The organism is Pseudomonas umsongensis (genome assembly GCF_012647205.1).
GTDB lineage: Bacteria > Pseudomonadota > Gammaproteobacteria > Pseudomonadales > Pseudomonadaceae > Aquipseudomonas > Aquipseudomonas umsongensis.
Map to the genome: position 1 here is coordinate 3,010,902 of NZ_CP051487.1, position 26,516 is coordinate 3,037,417.

The window sequence follows — 26,516 nt, forward strand, 5'->3', positions numbered from 1 at the left end:
CGTTATCGTTGACGACCATCGTCGGAACGCCGCCCGGAGCATGCTCGCTCCTACAGGGGAGGGGCATTAGAACCAGCGGTCCTGCATGTAGTAGGCGACATGGTTGGCTTCAGTGAGCAGCCGCCCCTGGGACTCCAGCGACGCCAGTTCCCAGGTCATGTAGTAATGCGCAGCCTGCAACTTGCCTTGATAGAAATCGGCGTCGCTGTCGCCGGCGCCCGAACCCAGGGCGCGGCTGGCCAGCAGGGCCTGGCGCAACCAGATCCACCCGACCACCACGCGTCCAAACAGGTCCAGATAGGGCGTGGCATTGGCCATGCCGAGGTTGGCATCGGCCGTCACCTGCGTTTGCAGGCTGGCGGTGACTTGCTCGAGTACGCGCAAGGCATCGGCCAGCAGTGCCGCGAGCGGCGCACAGTGTGGGTCGCTGTTGGCGGTGAGCAGGGTGGCAAGCACTTCGGCGGTGAACAGTCGATAGCCATCACCTCCGCGCGGCCCCAGTTTTCGACCCAGCAGGTCGATGGCCTGGATGCCTTCGGTGCCTTCATGAATCGGGTTCAGGCGATTGTCGCGGTAGTACTGTTCCAGCGGGTATTCGCGGGTATAACCGGCGCCGCCAAGCACCTGGACGCCAATCTCGGACGCGAGCAGGCCGTAGCGCGAGGGGTAGGTCTTGACCACCGGCGTCAGCAGGTCGAGCAATTCGCCGGCATTGTTGCGCGCCAGCGCAGTGGTCGCGGTGTGGGCATCTTCCACCAGGCTGCTGGCATACAAGCACAGCGCCAGGCTGCCCTCGGCGTAGACCTTCTGTTGCAGCAGCATCCGGCGCACGTCGGCGTGCTCGACGATGCGCACCTGGGGTGCCGCCGGGTTCTTGTTCCCGGGCAAGCGGCCCTGTGGCCGCTGGCGGGCGTAGTCCAGGGCGTGAATGTAGCTCTGGTAGGCGAGGCTGGCGGCCCCGAGGCCGACACCGATGCGGGCCTCGTTCATCATCTGGAACATGTAGCTCAGGCCCTGATGTTCCTCACCGACCAGGTAGCCCACGGCGCCGTCGTGCTCGCCGAAGCTGAGCACCGTGGACGTGGTGTTGCGATAGCCCATCTTGTGCAGCAGGCCGGCCAGCGCCACGTCGTTGCGCGCACCGACGCTGCCATCGGCATTGACCAGGAACTTGGGCACCAGGAACAGCGAAATGCCCTTGGTCCCGGCCGGCGCGCCTTCGATGCGGGCCAACACCATGTGCACGATGTTCTCGGTCAGTTCGTGGTCGCCACCGGAGATGAACATCTTCTGGCCGAAGATCCGGTAAGTGCCGTTTTCAGCCGGGCGTGCCAGGGTGCGCAGGTCGCCCAGCGCCGAGCCCTGGCCGGGTTCGGTGAGGGCCATCGTGCCGCTGAAGCGACCGTCGAGCATCGGCGCCAGGAAGCGTTCAAGCAACGGTGGACTGGCAAAGGCCCTGAGCAGATTGGTCGCGCCGATGCTCAGGAAGGAATAGGCGACCGTGGAAATATTCGCCGCGTTGAAGTAGGCCATGCAAGCTCGCAGGATCACTTCCGGCAATTGCAGGCCGCCATCGGCAAAGTCGTGGTGGGCGGCCAGGAACCCGGCCTGGGCAAAGGCGTCCCAGGCGACTTTGGTTTCGGCGATCATGTGAACCCGCTCGCCATCGAAGGTCGGTTCGTTGGCATCGCCCTTGTGATTGTGCGGGGCGAACAGCTCAGCGGCGATCTGGCGGGCGGTGGTGAGAGAAGCGTCGAACACGCCGCGGTCGTGCTCGGCGTAGCGCGGGCGTTGCAGCAACGCTTCGGTATCGAGCAGCTCGTAAAGCTGGAAGCGCAGTTCGCGTTCGTTGAGCAGCAGGTCAGTCATGGCATCTCTCGTCAAACAGTGTCGAGTGTGGGCCATGGAAGCAATTCTCGGCCCGTTACAGGCGTCCACAATAGTGTGATGTGCCGGGCTTTTATCCCCCTCCTTTGGGGGAGGCCCGGACGTCGTCAGGTGACGGAAACAGTGTCCTCGCCCGCAACAGGCGCGAAGAGAGAGCCTCGAAGGTTCCAGGCACGGGGCTTGCGTCGAAGCACCCACCGCCGATGCTATGATCTGAGCGTCTAGGCCTGGCCAAGAGATCGTCCATGGATCGCCTGTCTACCTTGTTTTCGCAGTTCGGCGTACGCGCAAACCTGTTTTACAACGGCAGGTTATGCGGCCTCGCGTCCTACGATGGTGCGCAAGGGCGTGGTTATGTTCATCTGCTGCAGGCGGGCAGCGTCACGTTGCTGGGCGCCGATCGCAAGGACTTACTGCTGACCCGGCCCAGCCTGATTTTCATGCCACGCCCCAGCCGACATCAGTTGTTTGCCAACGAGTCCGAGGGCGCTCAACTGTTGTGTGCCTCAATGGAGTTCGAGGGCGGAATCGATAATCCGTTGGCGGCTTCGTTACCCGATTGCCTGGTGTTGTCCCTGGATGAACTGCCCATGCTGGCCGATACGCTGAAGTGGATGTTCGGCGAGGCAGCGAGCGCGCATTGTGGCAGGGAGGCAGCTCTGGAGCGTTTATTTGAACTGCTGATCATCCTGTTGTTTCGGCATCTGCTTGATCACCAACAATTGCGCACCGGAATGATGGCCGGCCTGGCTGATCCGCGGTTGGCTCGCTCCCTGGTGCAAATTCACAACGCACCCGAGCGTGCCTGGTCAATTGCGCAACTGGCGAGCGAGTCGAATATGTCGCGCGCGGCCTACGCGGTGCATTTTCGCGACGTCATCGGGCAGACACCTGCCGAATATCTGTTGAGTTGGCGGATCAGCCTGGCGCAGAAACGCCTGCGTGAAGGGCGGTCGATTACGCTGATCGCCGCCGAGGTCGGCTATGAAAGCCCTTCGGCACTGGCACGTGCGTTTCGACGCAAGACGGGCTGCAGCCCGCGGGACTGGGTGAAAGACCTGGCGGGAGACGATGATGGGGCAATGGCCTGAAAGCATCGAACTGCTTCAGGCCATCGCGCAGGGTCGATCATCGGTTCAACGGCTTTGCAGCTAAGTCAGGGAGTGGCCGGCGATAAATATCGAGGCGGCAAGCAAGCCGATGTCCTTGAGCAGAAACTGCCCCGGCGCCACCGAGATGCCTGGAAAACCGAGGCCGGGTTCAATCACGCCGGGGGTCGAAAACATGAAGCTCAAGGTGGTGAAGAACAGTCCGGCAGACAGGGCTGCGCCGATCAATGAAAGCTTGGGTGACAGCAAGCGACCTGCAATCAGGACCCCGATCGAGACCTCCAGTATGCCAAGCAGGCTGGAGAAGGTATCGACACTGAAAATGTCGTAGACCCAACCCAGCAGAGGGCTGTTGCTCACCAACGGAACCAGCCCGACGGCTTCGTAGTGGGTGAACTTCATCCCGCCAAACCAGAAGTAAATGACGGCGAGTGCAAAGTAGGCACCGTAGGTGCCAAGCGCCATGGTTTTGATCCCGAGCGTGGAAGAGCTTTGTACGTTGGTGCTGCTGTTGTCGATGCTTAAGGTTTTCATGATCAAGGCTTCCAGGAGAGTGGTGAGGAACGCTAATCAACAACCCGGCGCGGTGTGCGTTGGGAGTGCGGACAGTGTTGCCTTGGATGCCATGCTCGTGGCGCCAGAACGTATTGCATTCAGTGCAGATCGTCTTGACTTGGCGACGAGAAAAACCACAAGACCAGAGCAGCAGCACTGATCGAGGCGCCCAGCAGGCTGACGGCCATCCAGCCCCAAAGCGCATAAACCTGGGTCGCTGCGGCGGCTCCCAGCGCGCTGCCGACCGAGTAGAAGCACATGTAGGCGCCGACCATGCGACTGTGCGCGTCGGGTCGTGCGGCGAAGATGATGCTCTGGTTGCCGACGTGTACTGCCTGCACCGCAAAGTCGAGCAGGACGACGCCGCAGACCAGGGCGACCAGGGACGTCTGGGCGAATGCAATGGGCAACCAGGACAGCGTCAGGAGCCCTAGCGAAATGCCGGTCACTCGTTGCCCCAGGCCTTGATCGGCCCAGCGACCGGCTCTTCTGGCCGCCAGGGCACCGGCGACGCCGGCCAGGCCAAACAGGCCGATAGCCGTGTGTGACAGCGACAGCGGCGGGGCGCTCAAGGGCAGCACCATGGACGTCCACAACACGGAAAAAGCGGCAAAGATCAGCATCGCCAACAGGCCTCTGGCGCGTAACGTGGGCTCGGTAATGAATAGGGTGAACAGCGAACGGATGAGCGTGAGGTAGCTGTCTTGATGCCTCGACACTGCCGTTACCGGCACGCTTTTCCACAGCACCGCCGCGAGCGTGAGCATCAGCCCTGAAGACACAAAGTACACGGCGCGCCAGCCCGCGATGTCCGCAATCACGCCAGAGGTAAACCGCGCCAGAAGAATGCCCAGGACAATCCCGCTGGTTACCGTCCCGACGGCTTGCCCGCGTTGCGAGGGCGTTGCGAGCGCGGCGGCGTATGCCACAAGTACCTGTACGACCACGGCCAGCAGGCCCATCACGATCATGGCACTCAACAGGGCCAGCCATTGCTGGGCAGCACCGACCGCCGCCAGCGCCAACGCCGACAGCAGCACTTGCGCCAGAATCAGCCGCTTGTGATTGACCAGATCCCCCAGCGGGACGATGAACAGCAGCCCCAGCGCGTAACCCACCTGGGTGGCCGTCACCACAATCCCGATCATAGATGAGTCCACGCCCAGACTCTGGGCCATGGAATCGAGTAACGGTTGCGCGAAGTAAACGTTGCCGACTGCAAGTGCGCAGGTGATGGAAAACAATAACGTCAGCGATGGTGAAAGCCCTGGAGAGTGTTCGAACCCGGTGCATTCGCCGATTTGCCCAGGCCGCCTGACCAGGCATTGGGCCGCTGAATCGGTATCTGCTGTCATGTGCGCCTCCGTGGCGTTAAACTGGTTGCAAATTAAAACCTGAATCTATTGTTGGCATGACAGGTTTCAAATTGCAACCACATTCCCGGGAGTAAAAAATGCTCGACGACGCTACGCCACAAGGCAACGAATGCCCGGTCGCAAGAACACTGGAAGCCATTGGCGATCGCTGGTCGCTCATGATCATCCGCGATGCCTTTGACGACATTCGCCGGTTCAGCGAATTTCAGAAGAGCCTGGGCGTGGCCAAGAATATTCTGGCTTCGCGACTGAAGACTCTGGTCGAGATCGGGATATTCGACATCCGACCGGCGTCGGATGGCAGCGCCTACAAGGAGTACGTGCTGACAGAGAAAGGACGGGAGATCTTTCCGTTGGTGGTCTGCATGAGGCAGTGGGGCGAACGATTCCTGTTCGAGCCGCAGGAGACCCGTTCTGTGCTGTTGGACAACGCGTCCGGCAAGCCGTTGATGCCGATTGAGGTGCGCTCAGCGAGCGGGCAGACGCTGCGGCCCGCTGATTGCCACAGGGTGAGACTGGTTGATGGCGAGTCGTGAATCGGCTGTTGTCATTCCAGAAGTGGTGAGGGCCAAGCAAACTTTCCATCATCGCCCAGGCTGCCATTGTGAGTACCCTGGCAGACCCTCCCCATTCAGCCACGCCACGTCCTGCTCCGTCCAGATGTGATATTCGGGCCTGGAACCAGGATCCTCGTCCAGCGTCGCCACGCGCACGATCATCGCGCTTGAGCCGTTACGCTCTGCCGCAAGGTGCGATCCGCAGTGCGAGCAGAAGTGTCGGATCTTCCCGGGAGTTGACTCGAAAGGCCTCAACGCGTCCAGGCCTCGTGTCCACCTGAAATGCTCTTTCAACACGCCAGCCGTGGAGACATAAGCAGCGGCATGGGTCTTGCGGCAGGTGCTGCAGTGACAATGGCTGATCGGCATATCAATGCTGTCGATCTCATAGCCTACAGCCCCACAAGCGCAGCTTCCTTTCATTTTGTCCTCCGGTTTGGGCACTGTGTGAAGATCACGGCTTTTTGCAGTCTGACGGCGTTTGCCAAGCGACAAGCTCGACGTAGCTCGACTCCCCACCTCCAGTCGCACCCGACAACCAACCCCATACGAAGGACAGGGTGGTCCGCCCCTCGTGATCAACGCCTACCGTGCCACGAGACCAGCCGGACAGAATCTCACCCTCCGTGGTCAGGCAATGAAAAAGCAGCTCGATGGTCTCGGGGCCTGTCACGCGGCCGACCTGATGGCCCATGCGGATCTTGCCGCCCTGGTAGGTACTTGAAATGGCATCTCCCTCGACCTGGTAGTGAAACACCGTGCCTGCACCGGACAGCCCGTGGGTATTGCCTGCTACCGTGAATCGGCGATTGTTCAAACGTTCGGTGACTTGAGAAAAGGGGCTTTCCATGAATGTTGCTTCCTTGTAGTGGAGAGGGTCCATCTTAGCGTTGGAGTACTGATTACTTTCCGGGGAGCGATGCGATCATTTGATCAAATGCCGTTACCGAATATCTCCCATCAAGGTTGCCGACGGTGGGCATTTTTGAAGGAAACCCGAATCGCACTCTGCCGGGAAGCACTTCATCCATGGCTGAGTACCAAGTCAGCAGCGCTTGTTGGAGGCGCACGTGTAGCTCGAATTTGCTGCGTCGGCGGGTGGTGTCTGCTTTGGCACGCGCGCGCGCGAGCTGAGGATCGATGCGGCCAACAATATAACAGTCAGCAAAGCCAATACGTCCTTGTGCGATCGTTTCTCTTGTAGCGTCCAACTCTACCCGCCACTCGGGTTCGCTCGCCTCGCCGATTTGCCAAAGGCTCCAGATGTAGTGGAGCTTGAGAGGATCACTGTCACATAAGGCCCACGAAGAGGTGTCTTCCATGGCCAACGTTTGTTGCCAGCGATCCACGTTTCGCTCTGCCCAAAAGGTGGCTGCTCCGACTGGATTCTTTATCCGGTCCGGCTCGTTATCAAAACGGCCGTTTTCGGGAATGACATGCTGCTTTCCATGCTCGGCGCACCAAGTGGTTTTCCCACTGGCGCTGATACCTTCAACAACCAGGATCATTGTTATGACTGCTCCATTAATTGCGTCATTGCGGCACGCGTCAAAACCTTCCCGTCAGCGGATACTCCACAGCCAGGCGTATCTGGTCGGTGTCCAGTTCTGCCTGTGCGGTATTGCCCCGATGCACATTGTATTGCAACGACAGGGTGGTGCCTTTCGCCGCGCCACCTTGCACCACATGGCGCACCTGCAGGTCACGCTCCCAATGTTTGCCGCCTTCGCCATAACCCAGGTAGGCGTAGCCGCCTTGCGGGTCGACATGGCTTCCATCGATCCGGCTGCCGCGCACATAGGCGGCGCTCATGGACAGGCCCGGTAACCCCCAGGGGCTGGCATCGAAATCGTAGCGGGCTTGCCAGGACTGTTCATGGGGAGCGTTGAAGTCCGACAGCTGGACGGCGTTGCTGATGAAGATAGCGCCACGGGTGACGTAGTCAAACGGTGTGTTGGCGTCCACCTTCTGATAGCCGAGGCTGAAGCCATGGGGGCCTTGGGTGTAAGTGGACATCAGGCTCCAGGTCGTGCTGTCGATCCTGCCGGACAGCGACTTGCCCTCATCCGTGGTGCGGTACAGGTTCAGGTTGATCGACAACGCGCGGGTTTCACCCAGCGGCTGGATGAAGGTGCTACCCAGGTAATGCTGGTTCCAGGTGTCCTCATAGCGCGATGTATAGGCGCTGACGGTCAGCTTCTTTGCCGGTGTGAAGACCACGCCCGCGAGATCGAAGGCATTGCCTTTCACGGCGTTGGAGTAGTTGACCACAAAGCCCTGGTCATGGCTGCTGGCGTTCCGATCGGTACTTTCGCTGAAATGACCAGCTACCAGCGTCAGCGCCTCGAACTCGTTGCTTGTGAGAAACACCCCGGTGGCGGTCTCCGGGAGCAGACGGCTATCGGACGAACTGAATACCGGCGTTTTCACGCGCTGTTCGCCATAGCTCAGCACGGTCGATGACCGGCGCAGTTTGAGTGCCGCACCGCCGCGGCTGAACGCATCCTTGGGATGTCCCTGGTTGTCGAGACCGAGCAATCGCGCTTTCCCTGCGCGGCCACCGCCGCTGTCGAGTTGTGCCCCGAGGTAGGCATGGGCATCCATGCCCACCCCGATCAAGCCCTGGGTGAAGCCCGATTGCACCGTCGCCATCAGCCCGTAGGCCCATTCTTCGGCGTAGCCATTACGCTCATCACGCGGTTTGTAGGCATTACGCGCAGCGCCATTGCGGGCGCCATTGAGGTACTCGCGATGGTCGTAAACCGTGCGATTGAGCACGCTCCAGGCGCTGTCCTGGATAAATCCCTTGGCTTGCGATTGAACTGAATCGGCGAGTGCGAGAGGGCTTGCCAGGGCGAAGAGAATGGCTGATCGGGTATGCATTCCGGGGTGTCCACAAACAAATCAGGATGAGCGCAAGCGCAGGATGTGCGCGCCGTCGAAGGGGTCAATGAGGTAGTGCGCGTGCACCCCGAAAGTCTCCAGCAGGCGTCGCGGGGTCAACACCTCGAGCGGCTTGCCAAGGGCCACCAAGCGCCCTTTTTCCAGCACCGCCAGACGATCGCAGGTGAGTGCCTGGTTGAGGTCGTGCAGGGCAATCACGGTGGTCACGGGCAATGCGTGAACAACGTGCAGAATCGCCATCTGGTGCTGGATATCCAGGTGGTTGGTCGGTTCGTCCAGCAACAGGATCTGCGGGCGCTGGGCCAGGGCGCGAGCGATATGCACGCGCTGACGCTCGCCGCCAGAGAGGCTACGCCACGTGCGCCTGCAAAGATGCGTCGCATCGACGTCGCGCAAGGCTTGATGGACGATGTCTTCGTCCGCCTTCGACCATGGACTCAAGGCCGACAACCACGGCGTTCGGCCCAGGGCCACGGCATCGAACACACTGATCGCATCCAGGGTGTCGGCCTGCTGCTCAACCACCGCCAGGGTTTGGGCGATGGTTCGCCGGGACAGGGCCTTGAGGTCTTGGCCGTTGAGATGGACCGCTCCCCGGCTGGGCCCACGCACACCGGCCAGCAATTTGAGCAGGGTGGATTTTCCAGAGCCGTTGGGCCCGACAAGGCCCAGGGTTTCGCCACGACGAATGTCCAGGTGAATCTGGTGCAAGAGTTCAACATCGCGGATATGCAATCCGAGGCTGGAACAACTCAGCACGGTTTCGTCGGTAACCGGCGCAAGCGCATTCATCGGGCATTCCTCCGACCGACCAGGATCAGCGCAAACACCGGCGCGCCGACCAATGCGGTAATCACGCCGACCGGAATCACCTGGCCCTTGATCAAGGTCCGCGACAGCACATCGGCGGCCACCAGAAACACCGCACCGCCCAGCGCACTCGCCGGCAACAGGCGGGTATGCCGAGTGCCCAGCAACAGCCTGGCGGCGTGGGGAATGACCAGTCCAACGAAACCGATAGAGCCGACAATCGACACCATCACCGCCGTCACCAGGGCGGCGCAACTGATCAACAGAAATTGCACGGGACGAACCGCAATGCCGAGTGAGGCCGCGGAGTCGGCGCCAAAGGTGAAGGCATCCAGTGCCCGCCGGTGCCACAGGCAAACCGCCAGGCCGGCCACCGCAACCGGTACAGCCAGCCACACGGAGGGCCAGCGCACGCCACTGAGATTGCCCAGTAGCCAGAACATGATGCCGCGAGCCTGTTCGGAACTGGCCGACTTGGTGATTAGGAACGCGGTGAGCGCATTGAACAGTTGTGAACCGGCAATGCCCGCCAGGATGATCTGGCCGGTACTGCCGGGCGAACCGCTGGCACGGCCCAGCAATACCACGACGGTGAAGGCGGCGACGGCGCCGGCAAACGCCCCGGCCGACATCGAAATCGCTCCGGCACCCAGGCCCAGCAACGCCACCAGCACCGCACCCGTCGAGGCCCCCGCGGAAATGCCAAGCAGGTAGGGATCGGCCAACGGGTTGCGCAGCAGCGATTGCAGGATCACCCCGCAGGTCGCCAGGCCCGCCCCGCAAGCCGCCGCCACCAACGCGCGAGTCAGGCGGTAGTTCCAGACGATGCCCTCATCGATAGGATCGAGGACATACCCGGCCATCCACATTTTATTGGCCAACACCTGGAACACCACGCCGGGTTCGATGCGGGTTTCACCGATGGCCACGCCGGCGATCACGGCCACGAGCAGCATCACCAGTGCAAGCAGAGTGCGAATCAGCGTCGCGGTCATTTTGGCAGGTCGTAGCGGTTGATGGCCGTTGCCAGCGATTCGAGACCGTCGAACATTCTCAAGCTGGCCTGCATGGCCATGGCGTCGAGGATAATGATGCGGTTGTTTTTCACCGCGTCCATGTTGCGGGTCACGGGATCGCTGCGCAGGAATTGCAGTTTCCGTTGATAGTCGTCAGCCGGGAAACGCCGGCGATCCATGCGGGCGATGACCAGGAATGTCGGGTTGGCCTTGGCGATGGTTTCCCAGCCAACGGTTGGCCACTCTTCGTCGGACTGCACCACATTGCGCACGCCCAAGGTGCCCAGCATGAAGTCGGGGATGCCCTTGTGCCCGGCGACATAGGGATCGATGTCCAGGCTGGCACTGGAAAACCAGACCAGCGCGCTGGTGTGCGTGAGGTCTTTGCCTTGCACCGCGGCAATGGACTTGGCCAGGCTGGCCTGCAGTTGCGCGTTCAGTTGCTGCCCGCGCGCCTGGACATCAAAAATCTCGGCCAGTTGGGTAATGCTTCTGTAGAGACTGTCAATGCGAAACGGCTGCAGGCGGGTGCCGTCGGCCCCCACCAGGTTGTCCTTGGATTCGCAGTCCGAGGGCATGAGATAGGTTGGAATCTGCAGTTCGTGAAACTGCTCGCGGGTAGCGACTGCGCCTTGCGGGCCGACCATCCACTCAAGTTCGACAGCGACCAGTTCCGGGCGCTTGCCGATGACCGACTCGAAACTCGGCTCGTTATCGGCCAGGCGTTCGATCCTGTCGTTTTGCCCCTTGTATTTGCCCAGCACATCATTGAACCACAGCGAAGTGCCGACCAGTTTGTCACCGAGTCCCAGGGCGAAGAGCATTTCGGTGCCGGCCTGGCCGATAGTCACCGCCCGGACAGGGGCGTGCGTGAACGTCAGTGTGCTGCCGCAGTTCTCGATCGTCAGCGGGTAATGAGTAGGGGAGGCACAGGCGAGGGCAGAAAGTCCCAGGCCGGTGACGAGGGTGAAAAAGCGCGGCAACAGCATGATGCAATCTCCATTTGAACCGTACACGCAGCCAGGGTGCAAGGTCTGGAAAACACATCATCGAGCGCTGCCGAAAACAGCAGTGCAAGGCCCATCACCTGAGTGACGCCCGCGCAGATGTCCTTCCCGGACACCCCGCCGGTTAGTGATTTGTTGCTTGGCCGGCAGGTCTCCTGACTGATGCGTCATGGCGTGCTCCAGCCTTCCCGGGAATCGATCCCAGTGGCAGTTCAGGAGCAGGCTCGGCACCTACAGTTGCGGGGGCAGTTCCGTTTGATGCGTTGGCAGCATCACGGATTCCCTATGAATCCCGTTTGGGAACCGGCGGCGGCATGGTAGTCGATCATGCCGCCCGAGGCGAACCCATCGCCTGATCAGAAGTATTTGAGCCAGGCGATATCGCGACGACGCGCCTTCAATGCGGCGAACCAGCGCACCGGTGGATACAGCGTTGCCGCCAGGAGCACGGCGATCAGCCATACGGCACCTATGCCGTCGAAGCCGAAGTAGTCGCCCTGGTTCAGGCCGAAAAATGCCGCGCTGAGCAGATAAAGCATTTTCAGCACATACAGATGGAGCAGGTAGAAAAACATCGGTGCCGCGCCAAATACCGCCAGGATGCTGATCCATTGGCGCTGCCGGGCCCGCTCGAAGCCAAGCAGCAGTAAAAGCCCCACGCCCAGTGTCAGGCACAGGAACAGCAGGGAAGGGGGGTACTTGGTGATGTTGAAGAAACTCATGAGGGTTTCTGTCGTGCTTTCATGAACCACCCACTGCGCTTCGCCATAACCGTTGACCAGGCGCAGGGCGATGAAACCGATCAATGCACAGGCACCTGTCAGCAACAGATAACGCTGACGCATTGCGAACGAGGTAGAGCGTGCGAACCACGGACCGATGCAGTAACCCAGGGCGATGACGCCGATCCACGGCAGCACGGGGTAGGAGGTGCGCAGGCGCAAGTGGTCGGAGAATTCGATCCAGCCGCGATCATGCAAAATCGCCCAAGGCAGGTGCAGCGCCGATCCGGGCGGGAAGTGCAGGGGATCGAGCAGGTTGTGCAAACCGACTATGGCCAGGCCCAGGACACACAATATTGGCCGAGGTAGCCAGGCCAATACAGAGAGGGCAATCATGCTGACACCAATCGCCCAGATCACCTGCAGGTAGATCACAGCAGGCGGGAACTGAAAGGTCCAGGCGAAATTCACCAGGGTGAATTCCAGCACAACCAGGAACAGGCCACGCTTGAACAGGAACATCGACGGCGTGCCCTGGTGCTTTTCACCGTACAGGAATGCCGACAGTCCAGTGAGCAGAACGAACACCGGCGCACACAAATGTGCGAGGGTGCGGCTGAAAAACAACGTTGGCTCCGTGCTGTCGACAAGCATCGGGTCGGTGACCTGGCGGTGCAGGAAGAACGTCTCGCGCACATGATCCAGCAGCATCAGAAGGATCACCAAGCCTCTGAGGGCATCTATGGATATCAGGCGTTGGTTCAGGCTGGTGGTGGGCGGGGTTTGAACAAGGTTTGTCATTGAAAGTCGCAGGCAGGGGGTGGGTCATGCTGTCGGTTAAGAACCGATAATCGTTATGTTGTTATAACGTAACATAAATAATTGATTGTGTGGGCGAAATGCTATTTAACTTTGCAGGAGCCGGCTTGCTGGCGATGACTTCGTTGAGATCAGCGCCGGGCTCGAGGGCCAATCGGGAGACTAGCGGTCAATTACGAGCGGGGCGTCAAGACGGCCAAGGCAACCGCCACGATGAAGAGCGCCGGCACGTCACCTGCCAAGTGCCCCATTTGCCCTGGCTGGGTAACCGCCTGGACGGCCATGATGCCTCCATGTACAGCGCTAGACCACACGGTGAACCAGATGAGGCTCAGATTGGCTAATGGATCACGTGCGGCCAGGATCAAGAAGACGCCAAGTGTGGCGTAGATGCCAACGATCATCATCGGGTAGTCCGAGTGACCGACGTGCCAAGCCCAGCCGGACGGCCAGAACAACATAAGTGGGTAGAGAGCAAGGCACGCGAGGCCAGCCAAAACTAGAGCGACGCGTAAAAACCTGAGGCGATCGACTACGGTCATGGCGGACTCCTCTTCGGGGCTGGCTCTAAATAATAGGCTGAGGCTGCGGCCAGCACTTGGACATATTGATAAGTACCTCTAATCAATTCTCTGCAAAATACATCGTTTGTTTCCCTGTTTTTGCAGACGTAGCATGCATGCCGAAGCAGAATTGAGAGACATACATGTCGACACGCCGCGAGTTCATCAAGCAGGTATCGGTAGTTGCCAGTCTCTCCATCGACGAATCCACGACAGAACAAATTCAGCAAAAAGAATCCAGACTTCGCCGCCGGCTACATCAATTACTTCGTGATCAATGGTGCGGTCATTGCGCCCCAGTTCGGTGATAAGGAAGCAGATACGAAAGCCTTTGACCTGTTGTCTGAACTTTACCCGGACCGCGAGGTGGTGCAGCTCAACATCGACGCAATCGCCGCAGGTGGTGGCGGCATCCACTGTGTGACCAGTCACCAGCCTTCGGTTTAGTCTGGATTATGTAAATCCTGAGATTCAAAGCCCTCCACCGAAGCGATACTGCCAGACGATGCCAACGGCATCGTATTCACTGCCGGTACGGGTATGCGCACCTTCACTCGCAAACAGCTTTAGCGAATTATTTCGGTTCAACGGCAGCGAGAGGGTACCCCCATAGCGTGTATTTTCCTGAAAGTCGTGGTTACCGATCCCATCGACTGAGGTACTCCCGCCAGCGAAGTAGGTCCCATCCAGCGAGGCCCAGACACCGTTACTAAAGGCATAGATAAGATGCACCTGTGCCTGGTAAATCGGGTTCTGGGAAAAAGTACGGTCACCAAGGTACTGGTTATTGTCGGTGTAAAAGGTTCCCGCAGCGGATAATTCCAGGGTCACGGGGCCCAGGCGCTTGGAAACCCCAAGTTCGGGTTTGAATGACCAGCGGTTGTTGCCGAGATTGACCAGCCTGCTGGAGTCGTATTGGCCAAGTGGCGCCGTAATTGCCAGGCTGGCGCCGATAATCACATCTTGTTGATAGCTGGGGAACTCAGCCAGGGACATCGCCGGGGCGCCCCACAAGTTGACCGAGAAGCGCAATCTTGGATCAATCAGCCCAGTGACATTTCGCTCCCTGGGTTCACCGGCAAACAGGGCCGAGCCCGTCAATCTGGCTTCAGGCACGACGATGTCGAACTTCCCGGAGCGGCCCCAGACGTCCAGGGACCTGGCGAAGGCAAATACGACCGTCTTGATGTGGAGTTTGGCATTCTGGAGTGGGACGGAGGGGTTGGCGGTCACGTTGCCATGGAGATCGCTGTAGCCCAGGAGCAGGAAATTGATACCGACCGGCGTATTGGCGTAGGACCTGGGTTCAAGATCCTCTGCGACGGCAGTGGTGGCTACCATGATGAGCGATGCGGATGCGACCCGAGCCAGCCTGGCGATGCAGAGTTTGTGTTTCATCCACATTCGCTCGCTTCCTGTCAGGATTTTCAGGGTTCTATGTGTTGTTGTAGCACTTCCCTGCAGGAGCGAGCATGCGCGCGAAAAACCCGAGGCCGCCACGGGGTATCAAGCCCCCCCGCGTTATCGTTGAAGACCATCGCGAGCATGCTGAACTGGTCAAGTAATCATGCTCGCTCCTACAGAAAAACGGGGTGAAATCCACGAAATCCGGGACCCACATCAAAACCCCACATCCAGCACCACACTGTCCAGATAAGTCCCCGCTGGCGGTGTCGCCTGATCGGTGTAGATCTTCGCGTTGTAATTGAAGACCTGGCTCCCCGTCCCCAGTCCATTTCCGGGATTGACCTCCGCGTCCGAACTGGCCCGACGTGCACTGCCCACGCTCCCCCAGCGGGTCGTGCCGGCACTTTTGAAAATGTCATAGGCCAGGTAATTGCCGCTTGAGATCATCCGTCGTCGCCCGCCGACACCCAGCGGGTTTTGCCCATCGCTCAGTCCCACCGTGTAGGCGCTGCCTTTGGTACAAGCCAGATTGATGGTCTGCCCGGTGACCGGGGCGAAAGCACTGACCACCGGCGCGCTGCCGAAGGTGATGTTCGGGGCGGTGATGGTGCAGTCGTTGGCAACCGTCAGGTTGATCGTCAACGTGGTGGTGCCGCTATTGATGTCGCGTCCCAGGCATAAGCCGCCAACGCCGATGCCCGAGCAATAGTTCCAGTTCCAGAAAATGCTCAGCGTTTCGCTATAGATCCCGGCCGCGACGTTGCTTCCAAGGGTGGTGCCGAAATACAAGGGCACGGTTCTTGGGACCGTGCCACCGAGCAGGCCAAGTGCATCGATGATGCCGTTGCGCGCGAAGTCGTAGGCGGTGCCGCGGGTTAGCGGGTAGCTGGTGCTGTTGTTGGCGTAGATCGTGTAGCCGATGACGTCGCCGGTGGGGCCGAGCAAACCGCTCTGGGTCGATGTGACCGTGGCCCAGAAGTGATCGTTGCTGCTCAGCAAGGACAACAGCGAGCCGGTGCAACTCAAGCCGCCGTTGAGCGTGGAACCGGGTTGCGAGGTGGTGCGCACGGCAATCGAACTCAATAAGCCGAAGGCCACTGGCGTAGTGCCGACCACCGAACACAAGGCCCAGGCGGGGGCCGGCAGACAGAGCGCCAGCAGCATCAACCACTTCATCGGCACACCAGCGGCCCGATCAGCGGGATCTGGTCCTGCGCCAGGTCGGCGGCAAACTGCACGTGGCAGGTCTTGCCATCGCCCAGCGTCACCCGCAGATCGTTCTGCGCCTGCAGGTTTTCCAGGTACACCAGGCCGTCCCAACCGACCACCGTTTGCGTGCCGCTCTGCTCATGCAGCACACCGCTGCCCAAGGGCAAATCCTGCTGCTGCACGTCCACCAGCACGATGCTCGCGGCGATCACCCGGCTTAACGGAAACTCCAACAGATAGCCGCTGCCACGCCGCACCGCAATGCGCTGCTCGACGTTAGGGCTGCGCACGTTAGCCGGCAGGTTGAGCGGATCGATCTCGTATTTGCCGCGGTAGTAGGCGCTGCTCCACGGTACCAACAAATGACCGTTGCGATCGGTCTGGCCCACCTGCTGGTTTTCGTAGCGCACCGGAATATCGGCGTAGCCGTCGGTGCTGACCACCACAAACGCATCGTCGATACGGTTCGCGGCAAACACCTGGCGGTCCATCCACACCAGTGAACCGCTGGCATCGGCCCAACGGGTTTGCGCATCGCTGGTGCCATAGACCCCGGCCTGCAACTGCACCGACTGCAAACGCCAGGTCAAGTCGGCCTGCCGGTAATCGGGTCCGTCACCCTTGGCGTAACCGAGATTGAAGCCCACCCCGCCCTCGGTCGGCACGGCACGGCTGTAGTTGACCCGCTGCTGCGATTGGCCGGTCTTGCTGCGTTCACTGCCGATGGCCAGGCTGCCACGCAGGTCGAACGGAATCACCAGTTGCGCCTGCACCGCCCAGTTGCTGTCGCCGATTTCGCGGTTGGCCGACAGGTAAAAACTGGTGTTGCGCCACAACGGTTTGCTCCAGGTCAGGTTAAGCAGGCGGGTGCGCGAGTCGTCCGCCGCGCGCACGTCGAAATAGCCGGCGCCAAGGCTGCCCCAGGTATCGAGATTGACGCTCAGGGTTGCCTGCTCGCTGCGTTTGCTGAGGGTGGTGTACGGACTGTCGACCACGGTCAGGTCGGCATATTGATCACGCCGTTGCAGGCGCTGCCAGGAAAAGCTGTAACGCTGGCTGCTGTATTGATAACCGAGGCTCAGTTGCTGACCGGTTTGCCCGTCGAAACGGCTTTGGCTGACGGCGCTGTTGAGCACGCCGAAATTGCCCAGCCGCACATTGCCGCCAACGCCGCCGAGCGCCAGCGTGTCCGAGGCTTCAGCGTGGCTTTCCAGGGTGAAGTTGTCACTCAGGCCGTAACGCAAACTGCCGGACGTGACGCCGGGGCCATAACTGAAATCCTGAAGGCCGTAGTCCTGGCGCAAAGTCCCGGCCGCCACGGAAAAGTCTGACAGGCCTTTTTGCAACAAGCTGCTGGTGACGTAGAACGGCACCGTGGTCGAAACCTGACGTCCCAGGGCGTCGGTGGTGACCACCACGGCTTCGCCGGCACCGTTAATGAACGGGATGTTGGTCAGTGTGTAAGGGCCAGGTTGCAGATCGGCACTGCTGGACTTGTAGCCGTTGATGAACAGGTCCACCGACGACGGCACCGCGGCTTCCCCGGCGAACTGCGGTAAGGGGTAGGTCACCAGGTCCGGGCGCACGCCGAAGTCGCGCGACAGTTTCACGCCGCCCAGGCGCACCGAATTGCTCCAGGGCAAGGCACCGCTGACCAGATCGCCTGCCTCGTAGGTCAGCATCCGATCATCGTCGGAATAGCGCCAGGTGGTGTCATAGCGCAGGTATCCATTGTTCAGCGTGTTGATCGCGTCCCCGGACAAAGTGCGGCGATATTGCCCGGTATTCGACAGCGTGCCCCAACTGTCGAACAACCGCACTTCGTTCCACGCGGCCAGGTAAGTGCCGGCATCATCGGTGTCGTTGAGGTACAGGTCATAGTTGAGGAGGGCGCCGAAGCTGCTCAGGGCCGGGGTACGCGGATAGACTTGGCTACGGCCGACAAACTGCTCCGGCAGCCAGTCGGGCGGCACATCCAGCAACAGGCGTTGGGCTTTGCTGTCGTACTCGCTGTGCAGGCCGGGCAGGGTGTCGAGGCCGACTTCAGCGCCGATGTCTTGCGGCAGTTTCATGCCGGTTTCATGCAGCGCACTGGCGGGCACAAAAAATCGCCCGTTGCGCTGCTCCACCGCCACGATCCGTCCGGTGTTCATCTGGTTGACCACCAGTTCCAGAAACAATTGTGCATCGGCAACAGCCTCCATGCCGCTGGGCGGAGGCGGCAGGTCTGCGGCCTCTGCGTGATGAATGACAACCAGGCAACACGCACAACCCATGGCCCTCAACGGACGCCGCAAACTGCGAGCCCACCCCTGGCTCATTACCGCTTTCTGTCCGTCAATGGACCTGGTCTCCTTTTACTCCCCTCGCCACGAAAAACTGACCAGCACTACGACCTCAGCGTGCCGGCGCAATACTCTGCACCTGCGGCGCACCATTGACCCGCACCTGCAACGCCGGGTCGCCAGCCATCGGGCCGGGTGCGGGCCAGCGCATGATCGCCCCGGGCAACACATACCCCAGCAATCCGTCCACCAACGGCCGGGTCTGGCTGCCTTGCTTGAGAGCCACATCGGTCAGGCGCGCATGAACCGCGCCCTGGTTGCGCACCTCGACATAAGGACGGCCGTCCACGGCCACCGTGCGCCAGCTCAAGTCCGGCAGGCCGACGCCTTTCGGATCGCGCTGGCGGGTGGTGTCTTCCTTGCTCCACAGACCCGCGCCATAGGCGAACAACGGCACCGAGTAGCGCATCTGAAAGCGAATCGCCGCCGCCGTCTTGCCGTCGTCCGCCGCGGGCGGTTTCGCCGAGGGAATTTCATCGATGATGATGCGGTACGCCAGTTCCTGACCCGGCGGGATTTCCCGCGTGCGGGTCAGGCGCACCAGTTGTTTCTGGCCCGGTTCGATCTTCGCCACCGGAGGGCTGCCGATCACGTCACGCTGGTTCTGGTATTGATCGCTGAAGCCGCTCTGGCTCCAGGAAAACACGCGTATCTGCAGATTGGCGGTCTCGCTGCCGCGATTTTCCAGCCACAAGGCACTGGCCTGTTGATCGGCCTCCAGCACCGGATCGATCGGCCAGATCAGCACCGAACTGGCTGCCTGCACCTTGGTTGCCCCCAACCACAGCAGTGCCAACAGCATATGACTGACGACCAACCGCCGTCGCGAAGGTGAATACATGTGCCTGCTCCTTTTTGCCCCTGCGGCTTGATCCGTTGGCCCCGTCACCACGACAACTGCACTTGCAGCACGTCGCCGTACGTCCCCCCGGGTTGATTGCCCGGTAACTGCACCTGGCCGTAAATCGGCAGGCTGATGTTGTTCGCATCGCTATACGACACCGCCACGCTTTGCCCGATCCCCAGGGTCTGGCTGTAGGCCGCATCGCGAAACAGTTGATACGCCACCCGGTTGCTGCCGCTGGTCAACTGCATGTGGCGGCCACCGCTGTTGTACTGTCCGCCATCGACGCTCATGTTCAACGTCACGCCCGGCGTGCATTGCAACTGCACGCCCCCGGTCAGTGCGACTTGCACCGTGTCCGTGGCGAGCGCCGAGCGGTTGCCGAAATTCAGGCTGCCGTAAGTGGAGACGCCGCCGACGATCAAGCAGCCGGCCGTCACCGTGGCGCTGACCTGGAAGCTCTGGCTGGTCGCCGCCGTGAGCGGCAGCGGCAAAACACCTGCACCCAGTAGGAGCAACCATGCACAGCCATACCGGCGCATGGCGCTAGAACGTCAGTTCGACAGAAATCGTGTCGGTGTAGGTGCCCGCCGGCAAACCGGCCTTGCCCACCGCTTGGCCGTAGATGTTCACGGTCTGCGCCACGCCGGTGCTGGCGGCGAGGTTGATTACCCCGTCAATCGCCAGGATCTGCGAGTGTCCGGCATCGGTGTACAGGTCGTACGGCACATAGTTGGCCACTCCGTCGTACAACGCCCGGGTCCCGCCCTCGGATTGGCCATCGTGGGCCCCGGCGCGCACCTTGACCGTTGGCGTGGTCCCAGCCGAGCACAGAATCGACAGCGCTCCGCCGCCTCCACCCAGCACTTGCCCGGTGGCGGTGGTGAACAGGCTGTTGGCGGTGCCGAAGTTCAGGGCACCGAAGTTCAGATTGGTGGAACCGCCACCCCCGTTGACCTGGCAACTGCTGATCAGGACCAGGCTGGAGGTGATCTGGCCGGTGACGGTGGTGGCAGCCTGGGCGCCGGACGCCAGCGTCAGGCCAAGCAATGACAAACCTATCCTTGATGCAAGCGTGCGCATGGTGTCCGTCCTCTACGGGGTTACCAGTCGAGCGTTACCGTCAGGGTGTCGGTGTAGATACCGGCGGGTAACGCGCGGGTGTTCGCCACCACCGAGCCAAATACCGGAATCGGTATCTGCGCCCCGCTGGTGACAGCGAAATTGTGTTGTTGGCCGATGCTGTAGCTGCGGTTGCCGGAGGCATCGAGGAACAATTGGTAAGCGATGGTCCGGCGGCCGTTGCTCAAGCGCCGGGTGGTGCCGTCGCCATGGGTGCCGCCATCGATGGTGACGGTGAAGCCCGTGACGGAAGGGTTGCAGGCCACGTTCAATTTGCCGCTGGCCTGGTTACCGATACGCGCCTTGATCGGGTTGTTCCAGGTCGGGCCTTGCTGACCGAAATCAAGGGTGCCGAAGTCGCTGACCGGGCTGTCGGGATTGCCGCCGTTAGTCACTTCGCAGCCGGCGATAAGGGTCAGCCGCGCCTGGATCTGCCCGCTGGCGGCCGCTTGTGCGACACCGGACAACAGTAACAACGCGCCCACGGCGAAAATCTTCCAGAACCTGGTCATGCCACCGATCCCAATTCCTTCAGGATTAAACATACGGTCGTTCGCTCACGAACGCCTCCTTCCCTGCACAACCCGGACTTCGCCTGGGTTGTTGATTGCTCATGCGATTACCAGGTGAGCGTCACCTTCACCAGGTCTGAATAGCGACTGACCTTGGGTATCTGTGCCAAGGGTTCGATGCGGGCGTACAACGGCAAATCCACCGAGCCGGTATCCGGCACGCGACCGCTCACCGGCACATCCACCGCCAGCGGAATTCGCCGTGCCGGGTCTTGATAGAGTCGATAAGGAATGGGCTTGCTGTGTTCGGCGCTACCAGCCATGTAACGAACGTCGCCGACGCCACCGTGCAGGCCGCCATCGACGCGTAGTTGATAAGGGGTATCGGGATTGCATTCGAGCCTTGGCAGGCGCTCGTTCATCAGGGCCGCCCCGAGCGGCCCCGCAGGATCGTCCAGGCGTGCGCTGCTGCCGAAGTCCAGCACGCCCAATTGCTCGACACCCGCGGTGCGTTGTTGCCCGACCAGTTGGCAGCCACGTTGCACATCGACCCGCACCTGCACCTGGAGTTCTGCGGCCGACAGGGTTGCACTGAGCCCTACGCTCAAGACTGCCAATTTCACTCGTCCATCCACGGCCCCACTCCTTGTGAGGGATGTCTTGTAGGACTGAGGTTAGCAATGCACGGGGAAATCGCCAGTGATCGGGGCAAATTGGATCCATAAAGCGCTGTTTTCTACACGCCCCAATACTTCAGTGCCCACAATGCGCCCATCCCGACCGCCAGCGTCAGCAAGGTACTTTTTGTTCGCCAGGCAACCAGGGCTGCAAGTAGCGCCGCGGGAATTTGTGGATTGCTCCAGTCAAACGCCGCGTGTCGATCCGGTAGCACCACCGCCGGCACAACCAGCGCCGCCAACACGCTCGCCGGTACGTACAGCAAGGCGCGGCGCAGCAGCGGTGGAATGCGCAAGCTGCCATAAAACTCGATAAACGACAGACGAATAGCGAAGGTGCCGGCGCCGATCAACAGGAACAGGCCCCACTGGGAAAGCTCGCTCATGTAGCCTCCTGTTCGGCGTCATTGTTATGTTCGCTGCCGTGGTCTTTTCGCAGGTGCTCGACGGTCAGCCCGACCAGGACCCCGCCAAGGGAGGCCGTCAGCATGCCCAGGTTGTAGGGTAAATCGACTGCCAGCACCGCCAGCGCACCTCCCGCCACGGCGGCACAGAGCGTTGCAGCATTGCGGATGCTGGGGATCAGCAGCGCCAGGAATGACAGCGGAATCGCAAAGCCCAATGACCACGCTTCGGGGATGCGCGCGCCCAGGATGACGCCCGTCAGCACCGCAAGATTCCAGCCAAGCCACATCGTGAGCGCCGCCCCGGTGTAGTAGTGAAAAGCGTATCGTCCCAGGTCGCCACAGGCCGATCGCAGGCTGAACAACGCAAACACCTGGTCGGCGAGCAGATAGGACATGGGCCAGGTCTTGCTTCGGGGCAAGTGGTGCAGGTGGGGCGCCAACGATGCGCTGTACATCAGGAAGCGAAGATTGATCACCAGTGCGGTGACCACCATGGTCACTGGCAGGGCGCCATTTTGCATTAACTGCAGCACGGCAATCTGCGCCGACCCGGAGTAGAAAAGCAGCGTCATGCCCATGGAACTGGTGAGTGACATCCCCATCCCGGCAGCGCTGACGCCAGCGATCAGGCCGAAGGGAATGACCCCGGTAGTAAACGGGGACGCGGTGTGAGCACCGTGCAGGAAGGCATGTGTCCCACTTCGATAGTTCATTTGAATTCCTTGAAAGTGGGGCCGAGTGCAATTCACTGCTTGTAGCCAATCTGCCGCAACAGGTTCTTGCGCCACAGGATGTCGGCGTCGCCTTCAATGTCGTTGGCGCAGAAGCCATCCACTACGCCCAGGATTGCTCGCCCTTGATCCGTCTCGGCGAGAATCACTTCAGTCGGATTGGCTGTCGCACAAAAAATGCGGCATACCTCTGGCACCGTTTTTACGCTGTTCAATACGTTCAGCGGATAAAAACCGTCACCCAGGAAGATGATGAAACTATGGCCTGCGCCGATGGCCTTGGCATTTTTCTGTGCAAGTTCAATCATGGCGGTATCGGTGCCGGACCATCGCACCAGGCATTCGCCCGAGGCCTCGCAAAAGGCCACGCCAAAACGGATACCCGGCACGGCATTGACCAATGCTTCGTGGATATCCTCGACCGACTTGATGAAGTGCGTCTGACCCAGGATGAAGTTCGTATCTTCCGGCTTTTCGATTTTCAACGTGATGAGTTGCATCTCAATCGCCTCCTTTCACGAAGTTGCTGGCAGAGCTTTTCAGCGATGGGTTCGTAGCCTGGGGTTTTGCGAGGGCGGTGATTTGTGCCACTCATAGCCCTTCGCGCTGAGTTGAAAGGCGTAATCGAACAACCGCTTCATGTACTCTCCATCGAATTTTTGAGTGCGCGCAACGTTAAAGTCAGAGCCGATGTACGCCAGGTTGAAATGCGCTCCATCCTGCTGCGCCATGCGGTAGATTCGCTCCAGGTCGCTGATTCCCTGGGTTTGAATCAATGCACTGATGGCTCGGCCGCCGATGCTCAATGTACGGCGCTTGGTCCCGGACCATTGCGGCTCCAGCGTCCCGTTGCGAATGACATAGAAATGACGTTCGAGACGCAAGGGTACGCCAGCGGCCCTGTTGAGCCCCACGAGCGTGCCAGGTGGGTAAAGAAACACTTGAGTGATGACCCCGCCGTCCACGTGCATTTCATGAAACTGCTTGCCATCGACCTCCACATCGATCATCACGGGTGAGACAGCACCCGGAATGCTCATCGACGCGATCATGATGTTACGAAACAGGTCGAGCGCTCCCGGTGCCTGGCTTGCGGCAATGGCGCCCATGTTCCAGGTGACGGGTCGGCCTGCATCAAGGTCAGTGGTGCCGATCAGCAGGATCCTGCCCTTGGCGTATTGTGCGGCGATCGCCGCCACAATCTGCTCGGTGACGTATTTTGTAATGAGCCGCGACAGTGGCTTGCTGTCCGCTATGCCGTCGCTGGCAAGACGGGTCAGCACGTTTCGCGAATGAAAAATGTCTTTTGGACCGATTTCATTGCAGACGTGCCGGATCACGCTGTCGTATTCCGGCCCCAGGTAAGCGAACGGGGCGACCAGGGCACCCGCACTAATGCCCGTGACGACCTTGAAGATTGGCCGTGTGCCATGGGTGGTCCATCCAGCAATCAGTCCCGCTGCAAATGCGCCTGCATCGCCGCCACCAGAAACGGCCAGCATGCTGGCCGGCGGCAGGATATCGCTCGGCTTACCGGCCTTGGCGAGCACCTCGCTCTCACGTTTGTTGGATTGAATCGCATCCTGGATGAACGGCGTCAGGTCATGGTCCAGCCTGTAGCGAGCATCGGGAATGCCCGGGATGACCGCTTTTTCCGTCAAGGTGGGCGGAACAGCGTCACGGCGGGGCAGGCACGCTTGAAGAAATACGTCCAGGGTCGAGGTGCCGGGTTTGAGCGGGAATGGTTTCAAAACGCCTCCTCCAGTCCCCAAAGTCGACAGCAAACGAGTTCATCGTCCCTTGGCCATGGCGCCCGATATGACTGGCACGCCCACTGGGCGAGACACGTCATTCGAACGCCAGGTAGCTCATTCTGCGCTCCTTTAAATGATAAGAAAACTCATTGGGCGCGCACCCTTCAGCGTTTGATCAGGGAAATCTTCGTGCCTTCGATACTGATGCCGGCCATCAGACCCTGTTGGTCGAAGATGAACGCGTACGCGTCGTCTTTCAGCGTCGAGCTGGACAGGTTCTTGGCAACCCCTTCATCCACCACGACCACGGTTGGCCCTACGCCGATTTCCCAGCCTTTGGTTTCAGTGATGTATTTCACCGCTTTGTCGGTCATCAGGAAAACCACATAGCCATATGACTGGGCGCCTGCCTGCAGTCCCCAGGAGCCGCTGACGGAGTTGTAGTAATCCACGACCTTCGAGCTCTTCATCAACACGCCTTCGCCGTAGCTGCCGCCGAATACCAGGCCGGCCTTGATGATTTTCGGAAAGACCAGAACGGCCTTGGCTTTGTGCGAGATGGTTTCGGAAAAGGGATTGGTCTTGTAGAGCGTCTGCAACGCTTGCCGGGAGTCGGTATTGAGATCCTCGGCGGTGGCGGCACCTGCAGTGTTCAGGAAACTGGCCGATGCCAATGCTGCAACCGCGAGCACGGTTGTCAGGAATAACCGTATTGATTGAGTCATGTGCGTACTCCGATCAGGGAGCATTGGATGGCAGCAGCAGTCAGCGCCTGTGTCGAAAGGACTGAACTCACTGAAGGTTATCCGGCGCGCCCAGGAATGTGTGAATTGTAAGCGCCGCGGCTGAAGGAAGCAGGCTTGAGGCCACATCAGTTGCGATGCCATCAATTGTTGTGACCACTGAGTGATGGCGGCGTTCAGCGTCAGCATTTTGCTGGGGGGGGCGCTCCTACAGTGCTCGCCGCCGTGAGCCGTGCGATCGCGCCTGCACATGAAACGCGTCTCGGACCTCCAGACGTGCACGATACCCTTCCGTTCTCAGGGTATGCGTGCCTTGGCTATGCCGATTTCGTCACCTCCTGCATCAAAAGGCATCAAGCCTCGTCGCTTCGAGCGGATCACCCTGACAGGTCTTTCCCAGGAGATGACCATGATTCGACTGACCCTGATCGAAGCCCGTGAACTGGCCGAATCGATCCTGTTGCACAACGGTTTTAATCTGGCCCATGCGCAAGCGGTGGCGGCGACGGTCATCGCGGGTGAGCGTGATGGCTGCGCCTCTCACGGGTTGTACCGGATTCTTGGATGTGTCAATTCCCTGCGAGCGGGCAAGGTGTCGGCCGATGCCGAGCCGAGGGTCATCGACCAGGCGCCGTCGATTGTGCGGGTGGATGCCGGTGGCGGGTTTTCGCAGTTGGCGTTTCAGGCGGGGCTCCCCCTGTTGACCGAGAAAACCCGTGCCAACGGGATTGCCGCGTTGGCGATCAACCACTGTGTGCATTTTTCCGCGTTATGGGTGGAGATCGAGCAACTGACGGAGACCGGCCTGGTCGCGCTGGCGTGTAATCCTAGTCATGCCTGGGTGGCGCCGGCCGGGGGGCACTTACCACTGTTCGGCACTAATCCCATTGCCTTTGGCTGGCCGCGCGGCGGGCAAGAGCCTTTTGTATTCGACTTTGCCACCAGCGCCATCGCTCGCGGCGATATCGAACTGCATCGACGAGCCGGCAAGGCGATCCCCGAAGGGTGGGGAGTGGATGGGCAAGGCCATCCGAGCAACGATGCGAGCGTGGTGCTCGACAGCGGCGCGATGCTGACGTTCGGCGGGCACAAGGGATCGGCACTCGCGGCGATGGTGGAGTTGATCGCCGGGCCGTTGATTGGTGACTTGACAAGCGCCGAATCACTGGCTTACGACGCGGGCAGCAAGTCATCGCCTTATCATGGCGAACTGATCATTGCTCTGGATCCGCGGCGCTTTTTGGGCGATGCAACCCAGGAACACCTGGCCAGGGCAGAAGCGTTGTTTCAGGGAATTGAAGGGCAGGGCGCGCGCTTGCCCTCGCAACGACGCTATGAGTCGCGGGCGCGCAGCCTGGTGGAGGGGGTGCAGGTTCCCGAGGCGTTGTACAGGGATTTGCAGGCACTGCTGGATTGAAAAGGAAACGGGCGCCCATGGCG

Annotated in this window: 28 protein-coding genes, 1 pseudogene and 1 riboswitch; of the genes and pseudogenes, 4 read left to right on the forward strand and 25 right to left on the reverse strand. The window is 60.4% G+C overall.

The features are described 5' to 3' along the window. Positions 1-66: 66 nt before the first annotated feature. Entirely contained in the window at positions 67-1,869 is a 1,803-nt protein-coding gene (locus tag HGP31_RS13730) for an acyl-CoA dehydrogenase (protein ID WP_168757948.1), read from the reverse strand. Between the two features lie 263 nt (positions 1,870-2,132). Here HGP31_RS13730 and HGP31_RS13735 point away from each other — a divergent pair, with 263 nt between their 5' ends. Then, on the forward strand, positions 2,133-2,978 hold the full coding sequence (locus HGP31_RS13735; RefSeq protein ID WP_168757949.1) for an AraC family transcriptional regulator: 846 nt from the start codon (positions 2,133-2,135) through the stop codon (positions 2,976-2,978). A 60-nt stretch (positions 2,979-3,038) separates the two neighbouring features. On the opposite strand, the gene HGP31_RS13740 is transcribed toward HGP31_RS13735, so the two are convergent. Continuing rightward, the gene (locus HGP31_RS13740) at positions 3,039-3,530 is read right to left on the reverse strand and encodes a YkgB family protein (RefSeq protein ID WP_168757950.1); all 492 of its coding nucleotides are present in this window, start codon (positions 3,528-3,530) and stop codon (positions 3,039-3,041) included. Between the two features lie 119 nt (positions 3,531-3,649). Beyond that, entirely contained in the window at positions 3,650-4,906 is a 1,257-nt protein-coding gene (locus HGP31_RS13745) for an MFS transporter (RefSeq protein ID WP_168757951.1), read from the reverse strand. A 98-nt stretch (positions 4,907-5,004) separates the two neighbouring features. Here HGP31_RS13745 and HGP31_RS13750 point away from each other — a divergent pair, with 98 nt between their 5' ends. Then, on the forward strand, positions 5,005-5,463 hold the full coding sequence (locus HGP31_RS13750) for a winged helix-turn-helix transcriptional regulator (protein ID WP_168757952.1): 459 nt from the start codon (positions 5,005-5,007) through the stop codon (positions 5,461-5,463). Between the two features lie 48 nt (positions 5,464-5,511). Here HGP31_RS13750 and HGP31_RS13755 read toward each other — a convergent pair whose 3' ends face one another. The 9 genes from HGP31_RS13755 to HGP31_RS13795 form a co-directional block, all read right to left on the reverse strand. Next, positions 5,512-5,907, reverse strand: coding sequence for a GFA family protein (locus HGP31_RS13755; RefSeq protein WP_033043439.1), 396 nt, complete (start codon positions 5,905-5,907; stop codon positions 5,512-5,514). A gap of 31 nt (positions 5,908-5,938) precedes the next feature. Next, positions 5,939-6,334 (reverse strand): avidin-fold protein, encoded by a 396-nt coding sequence (locus tag HGP31_RS13760; RefSeq protein WP_020797743.1) that lies wholly within the window; start codon positions 6,332-6,334, stop codon positions 5,939-5,941. A 52-nt stretch (positions 6,335-6,386) separates the two neighbouring features. Continuing rightward, positions 6,387-6,992 carry a hypothetical protein gene (locus tag HGP31_RS13765; protein WP_020797744.1) on the reverse strand — a complete coding sequence of 202 codons (606 nt, stop codon included), beginning with the start codon at positions 6,990-6,992 and terminating at the stop codon, positions 6,387-6,389. A 40-nt stretch (positions 6,993-7,032) separates the two neighbouring features. Next, complete coding sequence (locus HGP31_RS13770) at positions 7,033-8,367, reverse strand: OprD family porin (RefSeq protein ID WP_168757953.1); 1,335 nt, start codon at positions 8,365-8,367, stop codon at positions 7,033-7,035. A 21-nt stretch (positions 8,368-8,388) separates the two neighbouring features. Next, entirely contained in the window at positions 8,389-9,180 is a 792-nt protein-coding gene (locus tag HGP31_RS13775; protein ID WP_168757954.1) for an ABC transporter ATP-binding protein, read from the reverse strand. Continuing rightward, complete coding sequence (locus HGP31_RS13780) at positions 9,177-10,193, reverse strand: FecCD family ABC transporter permease (protein WP_020797747.1); 1,017 nt, start codon at positions 10,191-10,193, stop codon at positions 9,177-9,179. Before HGP31_RS13780 ends, HGP31_RS13775 begins: the two co-directional genes overlap by 4 nt. Next, positions 10,190-11,203 (reverse strand): ABC transporter substrate-binding protein, encoded by a 1,014-nt coding sequence (locus HGP31_RS13785; RefSeq protein ID WP_168757955.1) that lies wholly within the window; start codon positions 11,201-11,203, stop codon positions 10,190-10,192. The genes HGP31_RS13780 and HGP31_RS13785 overlap by 4 nt, the downstream gene beginning before the upstream one ends. A 146-nt stretch (positions 11,204-11,349) precedes the next feature. Beyond that, positions 11,350-11,544: riboswitch (cobalamin riboswitch) on the reverse strand. A 33-nt stretch (positions 11,545-11,577) separates the two neighbouring features. After that, positions 11,578-12,744, reverse strand: coding sequence for an acetyltransferase domain-containing protein (locus HGP31_RS13790; RefSeq protein ID WP_168757956.1), 1,167 nt, complete (start codon positions 12,742-12,744; stop codon positions 11,578-11,580). A gap of 191 nt (positions 12,745-12,935) precedes the next feature. Beyond that, positions 12,936-13,304 (reverse strand): DUF6632 domain-containing protein, encoded by a 369-nt coding sequence (locus HGP31_RS13795; RefSeq protein ID WP_168757957.1) that lies wholly within the window; start codon positions 13,302-13,304, stop codon positions 12,936-12,938. Positions 13,305-13,514: 210 nt separating this feature from the next. On the opposite strand from HGP31_RS13795, the pseudogene HGP31_RS13800 reads away from it, so the two are divergent. Then, positions 13,515-13,772 (forward strand): annotated as a pseudogene (locus tag HGP31_RS13800) (agmatine deiminase family protein); the annotation flags it as partial. Between the two features lie 24 nt (positions 13,773-13,796). On the opposite strand, the gene HGP31_RS13805 reads toward HGP31_RS13800, so the two are convergent. From HGP31_RS13805 to HGP31_RS13865, 13 genes are all read right to left on the reverse strand, one after another. Beyond that, on the reverse strand, positions 13,797-14,723 hold the full coding sequence (locus HGP31_RS13805; protein ID WP_240963547.1) for a transporter: 927 nt from the start codon (positions 14,721-14,723) through the stop codon (positions 13,797-13,799). 222 nt (positions 14,724-14,945) lie between these two features. Next, positions 14,946-15,908 carry a Csu type fimbrial protein gene (locus HGP31_RS13810; protein WP_168757959.1) on the reverse strand — a complete coding sequence of 321 codons (963 nt, stop codon included), beginning with the start codon at positions 15,906-15,908 and terminating at the stop codon, positions 14,946-14,948. Then, a complete protein-coding gene (locus HGP31_RS13815; RefSeq protein WP_168757960.1) occupies positions 15,905-18,262 on the reverse strand; it encodes a fimbria/pilus outer membrane usher protein in 2,358 nt (785 codons plus the stop codon). Before HGP31_RS13815 ends, HGP31_RS13810 begins: the two co-directional genes overlap by 4 nt. 76 nt (positions 18,263-18,338) lie before the next feature. Then, positions 18,339-19,127: a fimbrial biogenesis chaperone gene (locus HGP31_RS13820; RefSeq protein WP_168757961.1), complete on the reverse strand. Its 789-nt coding sequence runs from the start codon at positions 19,125-19,127 to the stop codon at positions 18,339-18,341. 44 nt (positions 19,128-19,171) lie between these two features. Continuing rightward, positions 19,172-19,672 carry a Csu type fimbrial protein gene (locus HGP31_RS13825; protein WP_168757962.1) on the reverse strand — a complete coding sequence of 167 codons (501 nt, stop codon included), beginning with the start codon at positions 19,670-19,672 and terminating at the stop codon, positions 19,172-19,174. A gap of 4 nt (positions 19,673-19,676) precedes the next feature. Then, complete coding sequence (locus HGP31_RS13830; protein ID WP_168757963.1) at positions 19,677-20,213, reverse strand: Csu type fimbrial protein; 537 nt, start codon at positions 20,211-20,213, stop codon at positions 19,677-19,679. Positions 20,214-20,233: 20 nt separating this feature from the next. Further along, positions 20,234-20,764 carry a Csu type fimbrial protein gene (locus HGP31_RS13835; RefSeq protein WP_168757964.1) on the reverse strand — a complete coding sequence of 177 codons (531 nt, stop codon included), beginning with the start codon at positions 20,762-20,764 and terminating at the stop codon, positions 20,234-20,236. A gap of 107 nt (positions 20,765-20,871) precedes the next feature. After that, positions 20,872-21,399, reverse strand: coding sequence for a Csu type fimbrial protein (locus tag HGP31_RS13840; protein WP_168757965.1), 528 nt, complete (start codon positions 21,397-21,399; stop codon positions 20,872-20,874). Between the two features lie 101 nt (positions 21,400-21,500). Beyond that, positions 21,501-21,827, reverse strand: coding sequence for an AzlD domain-containing protein (locus HGP31_RS13845; RefSeq protein ID WP_168757966.1), 327 nt, complete (start codon positions 21,825-21,827; stop codon positions 21,501-21,503). Further along, entirely contained in the window at positions 21,824-22,561 is a 738-nt protein-coding gene (locus HGP31_RS13850; protein ID WP_033043420.1) for an AzlC family ABC transporter permease, read from the reverse strand. Before HGP31_RS13850 ends, HGP31_RS13845 begins: the two co-directional genes overlap by 4 nt. 32 nt (positions 22,562-22,593) lie before the next feature. Further along, positions 22,594-23,079, reverse strand: coding sequence for an adenosine-specific kinase (locus HGP31_RS13855; protein ID WP_168757967.1), 486 nt, complete (start codon positions 23,077-23,079; stop codon positions 22,594-22,596). A 39-nt stretch (positions 23,080-23,118) separates the two neighbouring features. Then, on the reverse strand, positions 23,119-24,330 hold the full coding sequence (locus HGP31_RS13860; protein ID WP_168757968.1) for a patatin-like phospholipase family protein: 1,212 nt from the start codon (positions 24,328-24,330) through the stop codon (positions 23,119-23,121). Between the two features lie 167 nt (positions 24,331-24,497). Beyond that, the gene (locus HGP31_RS13865; protein WP_033043418.1) at positions 24,498-25,058 is read right to left on the reverse strand and encodes a lipid-binding SYLF domain-containing protein; all 561 of its coding nucleotides are present in this window, start codon (positions 25,056-25,058) and stop codon (positions 24,498-24,500) included. 427 nt (positions 25,059-25,485) lie between these two features. Here HGP31_RS13865 and HGP31_RS13870 point away from each other — a divergent pair, with 427 nt between their 5' ends. Then, positions 25,486-26,493 (forward strand): Ldh family oxidoreductase, encoded by a 1,008-nt coding sequence (locus HGP31_RS13870; RefSeq protein ID WP_168757969.1) that lies wholly within the window; start codon positions 25,486-25,488, stop codon positions 26,491-26,493. Positions 26,494-26,516: the final 23 nt, after the last annotated feature.

Bases quoted from the DNA above. Each gene is read 5' to 3' on its own strand.
- HGP31_RS13730 (WP_168757948.1), bottom strand. From the start codon at position 1,869: ATGACTGACCTGCTGCTCAACGAACGCGAACTGCGCTTCCAGCTTTAC.
- HGP31_RS13735 (WP_168757949.1), top strand. From the start codon at position 2,133: ATGGATCGCCTGTCTACCTTGTTTTCGCAGTTCGGCGTACGCGCAAAC.
- HGP31_RS13740 (WP_168757950.1), bottom strand. From the start codon at position 3,530: ATGAAAACCTTAAGCATCGACAACAGCAGCACCAACGTACAAAGCTCT.
- HGP31_RS13745 (WP_168757951.1), bottom strand. From the start codon at position 4,906: ATGACAGCAGATACCGATTCAGCGGCCCAATGCCTGGTCAGGCGGCCT.
- HGP31_RS13750 (WP_168757952.1), top strand. From the start codon at position 5,005: ATGCTCGACGACGCTACGCCACAAGGCAACGAATGCCCGGTCGCAAGA.
- HGP31_RS13755 (WP_033043439.1), bottom strand. From the start codon at position 5,907: ATGAAAGGAAGCTGCGCTTGTGGGGCTGTAGGCTATGAGATCGACAGC.
- HGP31_RS13760 (WP_020797743.1), bottom strand. From the start codon at position 6,334: ATGGAAAGCCCCTTTTCTCAAGTCACCGAACGTTTGAACAATCGCCGA.
- HGP31_RS13765 (WP_020797744.1), bottom strand. From the start codon at position 6,992: ATGATCCTGGTTGTTGAAGGTATCAGCGCCAGTGGGAAAACCACTTGG.
- HGP31_RS13770 (WP_168757953.1), bottom strand. From the start codon at position 8,367: ATGCATACCCGATCAGCCATTCTCTTCGCCCTGGCAAGCCCTCTCGCA.
- HGP31_RS13775 (WP_168757954.1), bottom strand. From the start codon at position 9,180: ATGAATGCGCTTGCGCCGGTTACCGACGAAACCGTGCTGAGTTGTTCC.
- HGP31_RS13780 (WP_020797747.1), bottom strand. From the start codon at position 10,193: ATGACCGCGACGCTGATTCGCACTCTGCTTGCACTGGTGATGCTGCTC.
- HGP31_RS13785 (WP_168757955.1), bottom strand. From the start codon at position 11,203: ATGCTGTTGCCGCGCTTTTTCACCCTCGTCACCGGCCTGGGACTTTCT.
- HGP31_RS13790 (WP_168757956.1), bottom strand. From the start codon at position 12,744: ATGACAAACCTTGTTCAAACCCCGCCCACCACCAGCCTGAACCAACGC.
- HGP31_RS13795 (WP_168757957.1), bottom strand. From the start codon at position 13,304: ATGACCGTAGTCGATCGCCTCAGGTTTTTACGCGTCGCTCTAGTTTTG.
- HGP31_RS13805 (WP_240963547.1), bottom strand. From the start codon at position 14,723: ATGAAACACAAACTCTGCATCGCCAGGCTGGCTCGGGTCGCATCCGCA.
- HGP31_RS13810 (WP_168757959.1), bottom strand. From the start codon at position 15,908: ATGAAGTGGTTGATGCTGCTGGCGCTCTGTCTGCCGGCCCCCGCCTGG.
- HGP31_RS13815 (WP_168757960.1), bottom strand. From the start codon at position 18,262: ATGAGCCAGGGGTGGGCTCGCAGTTTGCGGCGTCCGTTGAGGGCCATG.
- HGP31_RS13820 (WP_168757961.1), bottom strand. From the start codon at position 19,127: ATGTATTCACCTTCGCGACGGCGGTTGGTCGTCAGTCATATGCTGTTG.
- HGP31_RS13825 (WP_168757962.1), bottom strand. From the start codon at position 19,672: ATGCGCCGGTATGGCTGTGCATGGTTGCTCCTACTGGGTGCAGGTGTT.
- HGP31_RS13830 (WP_168757963.1), bottom strand. From the start codon at position 20,213: ATGCGCACGCTTGCATCAAGGATAGGTTTGTCATTGCTTGGCCTGACG.
- HGP31_RS13835 (WP_168757964.1), bottom strand. From the start codon at position 20,764: ATGACCAGGTTCTGGAAGATTTTCGCCGTGGGCGCGTTGTTACTGTTG.
- HGP31_RS13845 (WP_168757966.1), bottom strand. From the start codon at position 21,827: ATGAGCGAGCTTTCCCAGTGGGGCCTGTTCCTGTTGATCGGCGCCGGC.
- HGP31_RS13850 (WP_033043420.1), bottom strand. From the start codon at position 22,561: ATGAACTATCGAAGTGGGACACATGCCTTCCTGCACGGTGCTCACACC.
- HGP31_RS13855 (WP_168757967.1), bottom strand. From the start codon at position 23,079: ATGCAACTCATCACGTTGAAAATCGAAAAGCCGGAAGATACGAACTTC.
- HGP31_RS13865 (WP_033043418.1), bottom strand. From the start codon at position 25,058: ATGACTCAATCAATACGGTTATTCCTGACAACCGTGCTCGCGGTTGCA.
- HGP31_RS13870 (WP_168757969.1), top strand. From the start codon at position 25,486: ATGATTCGACTGACCCTGATCGAAGCCCGTGAACTGGCCGAATCGATC.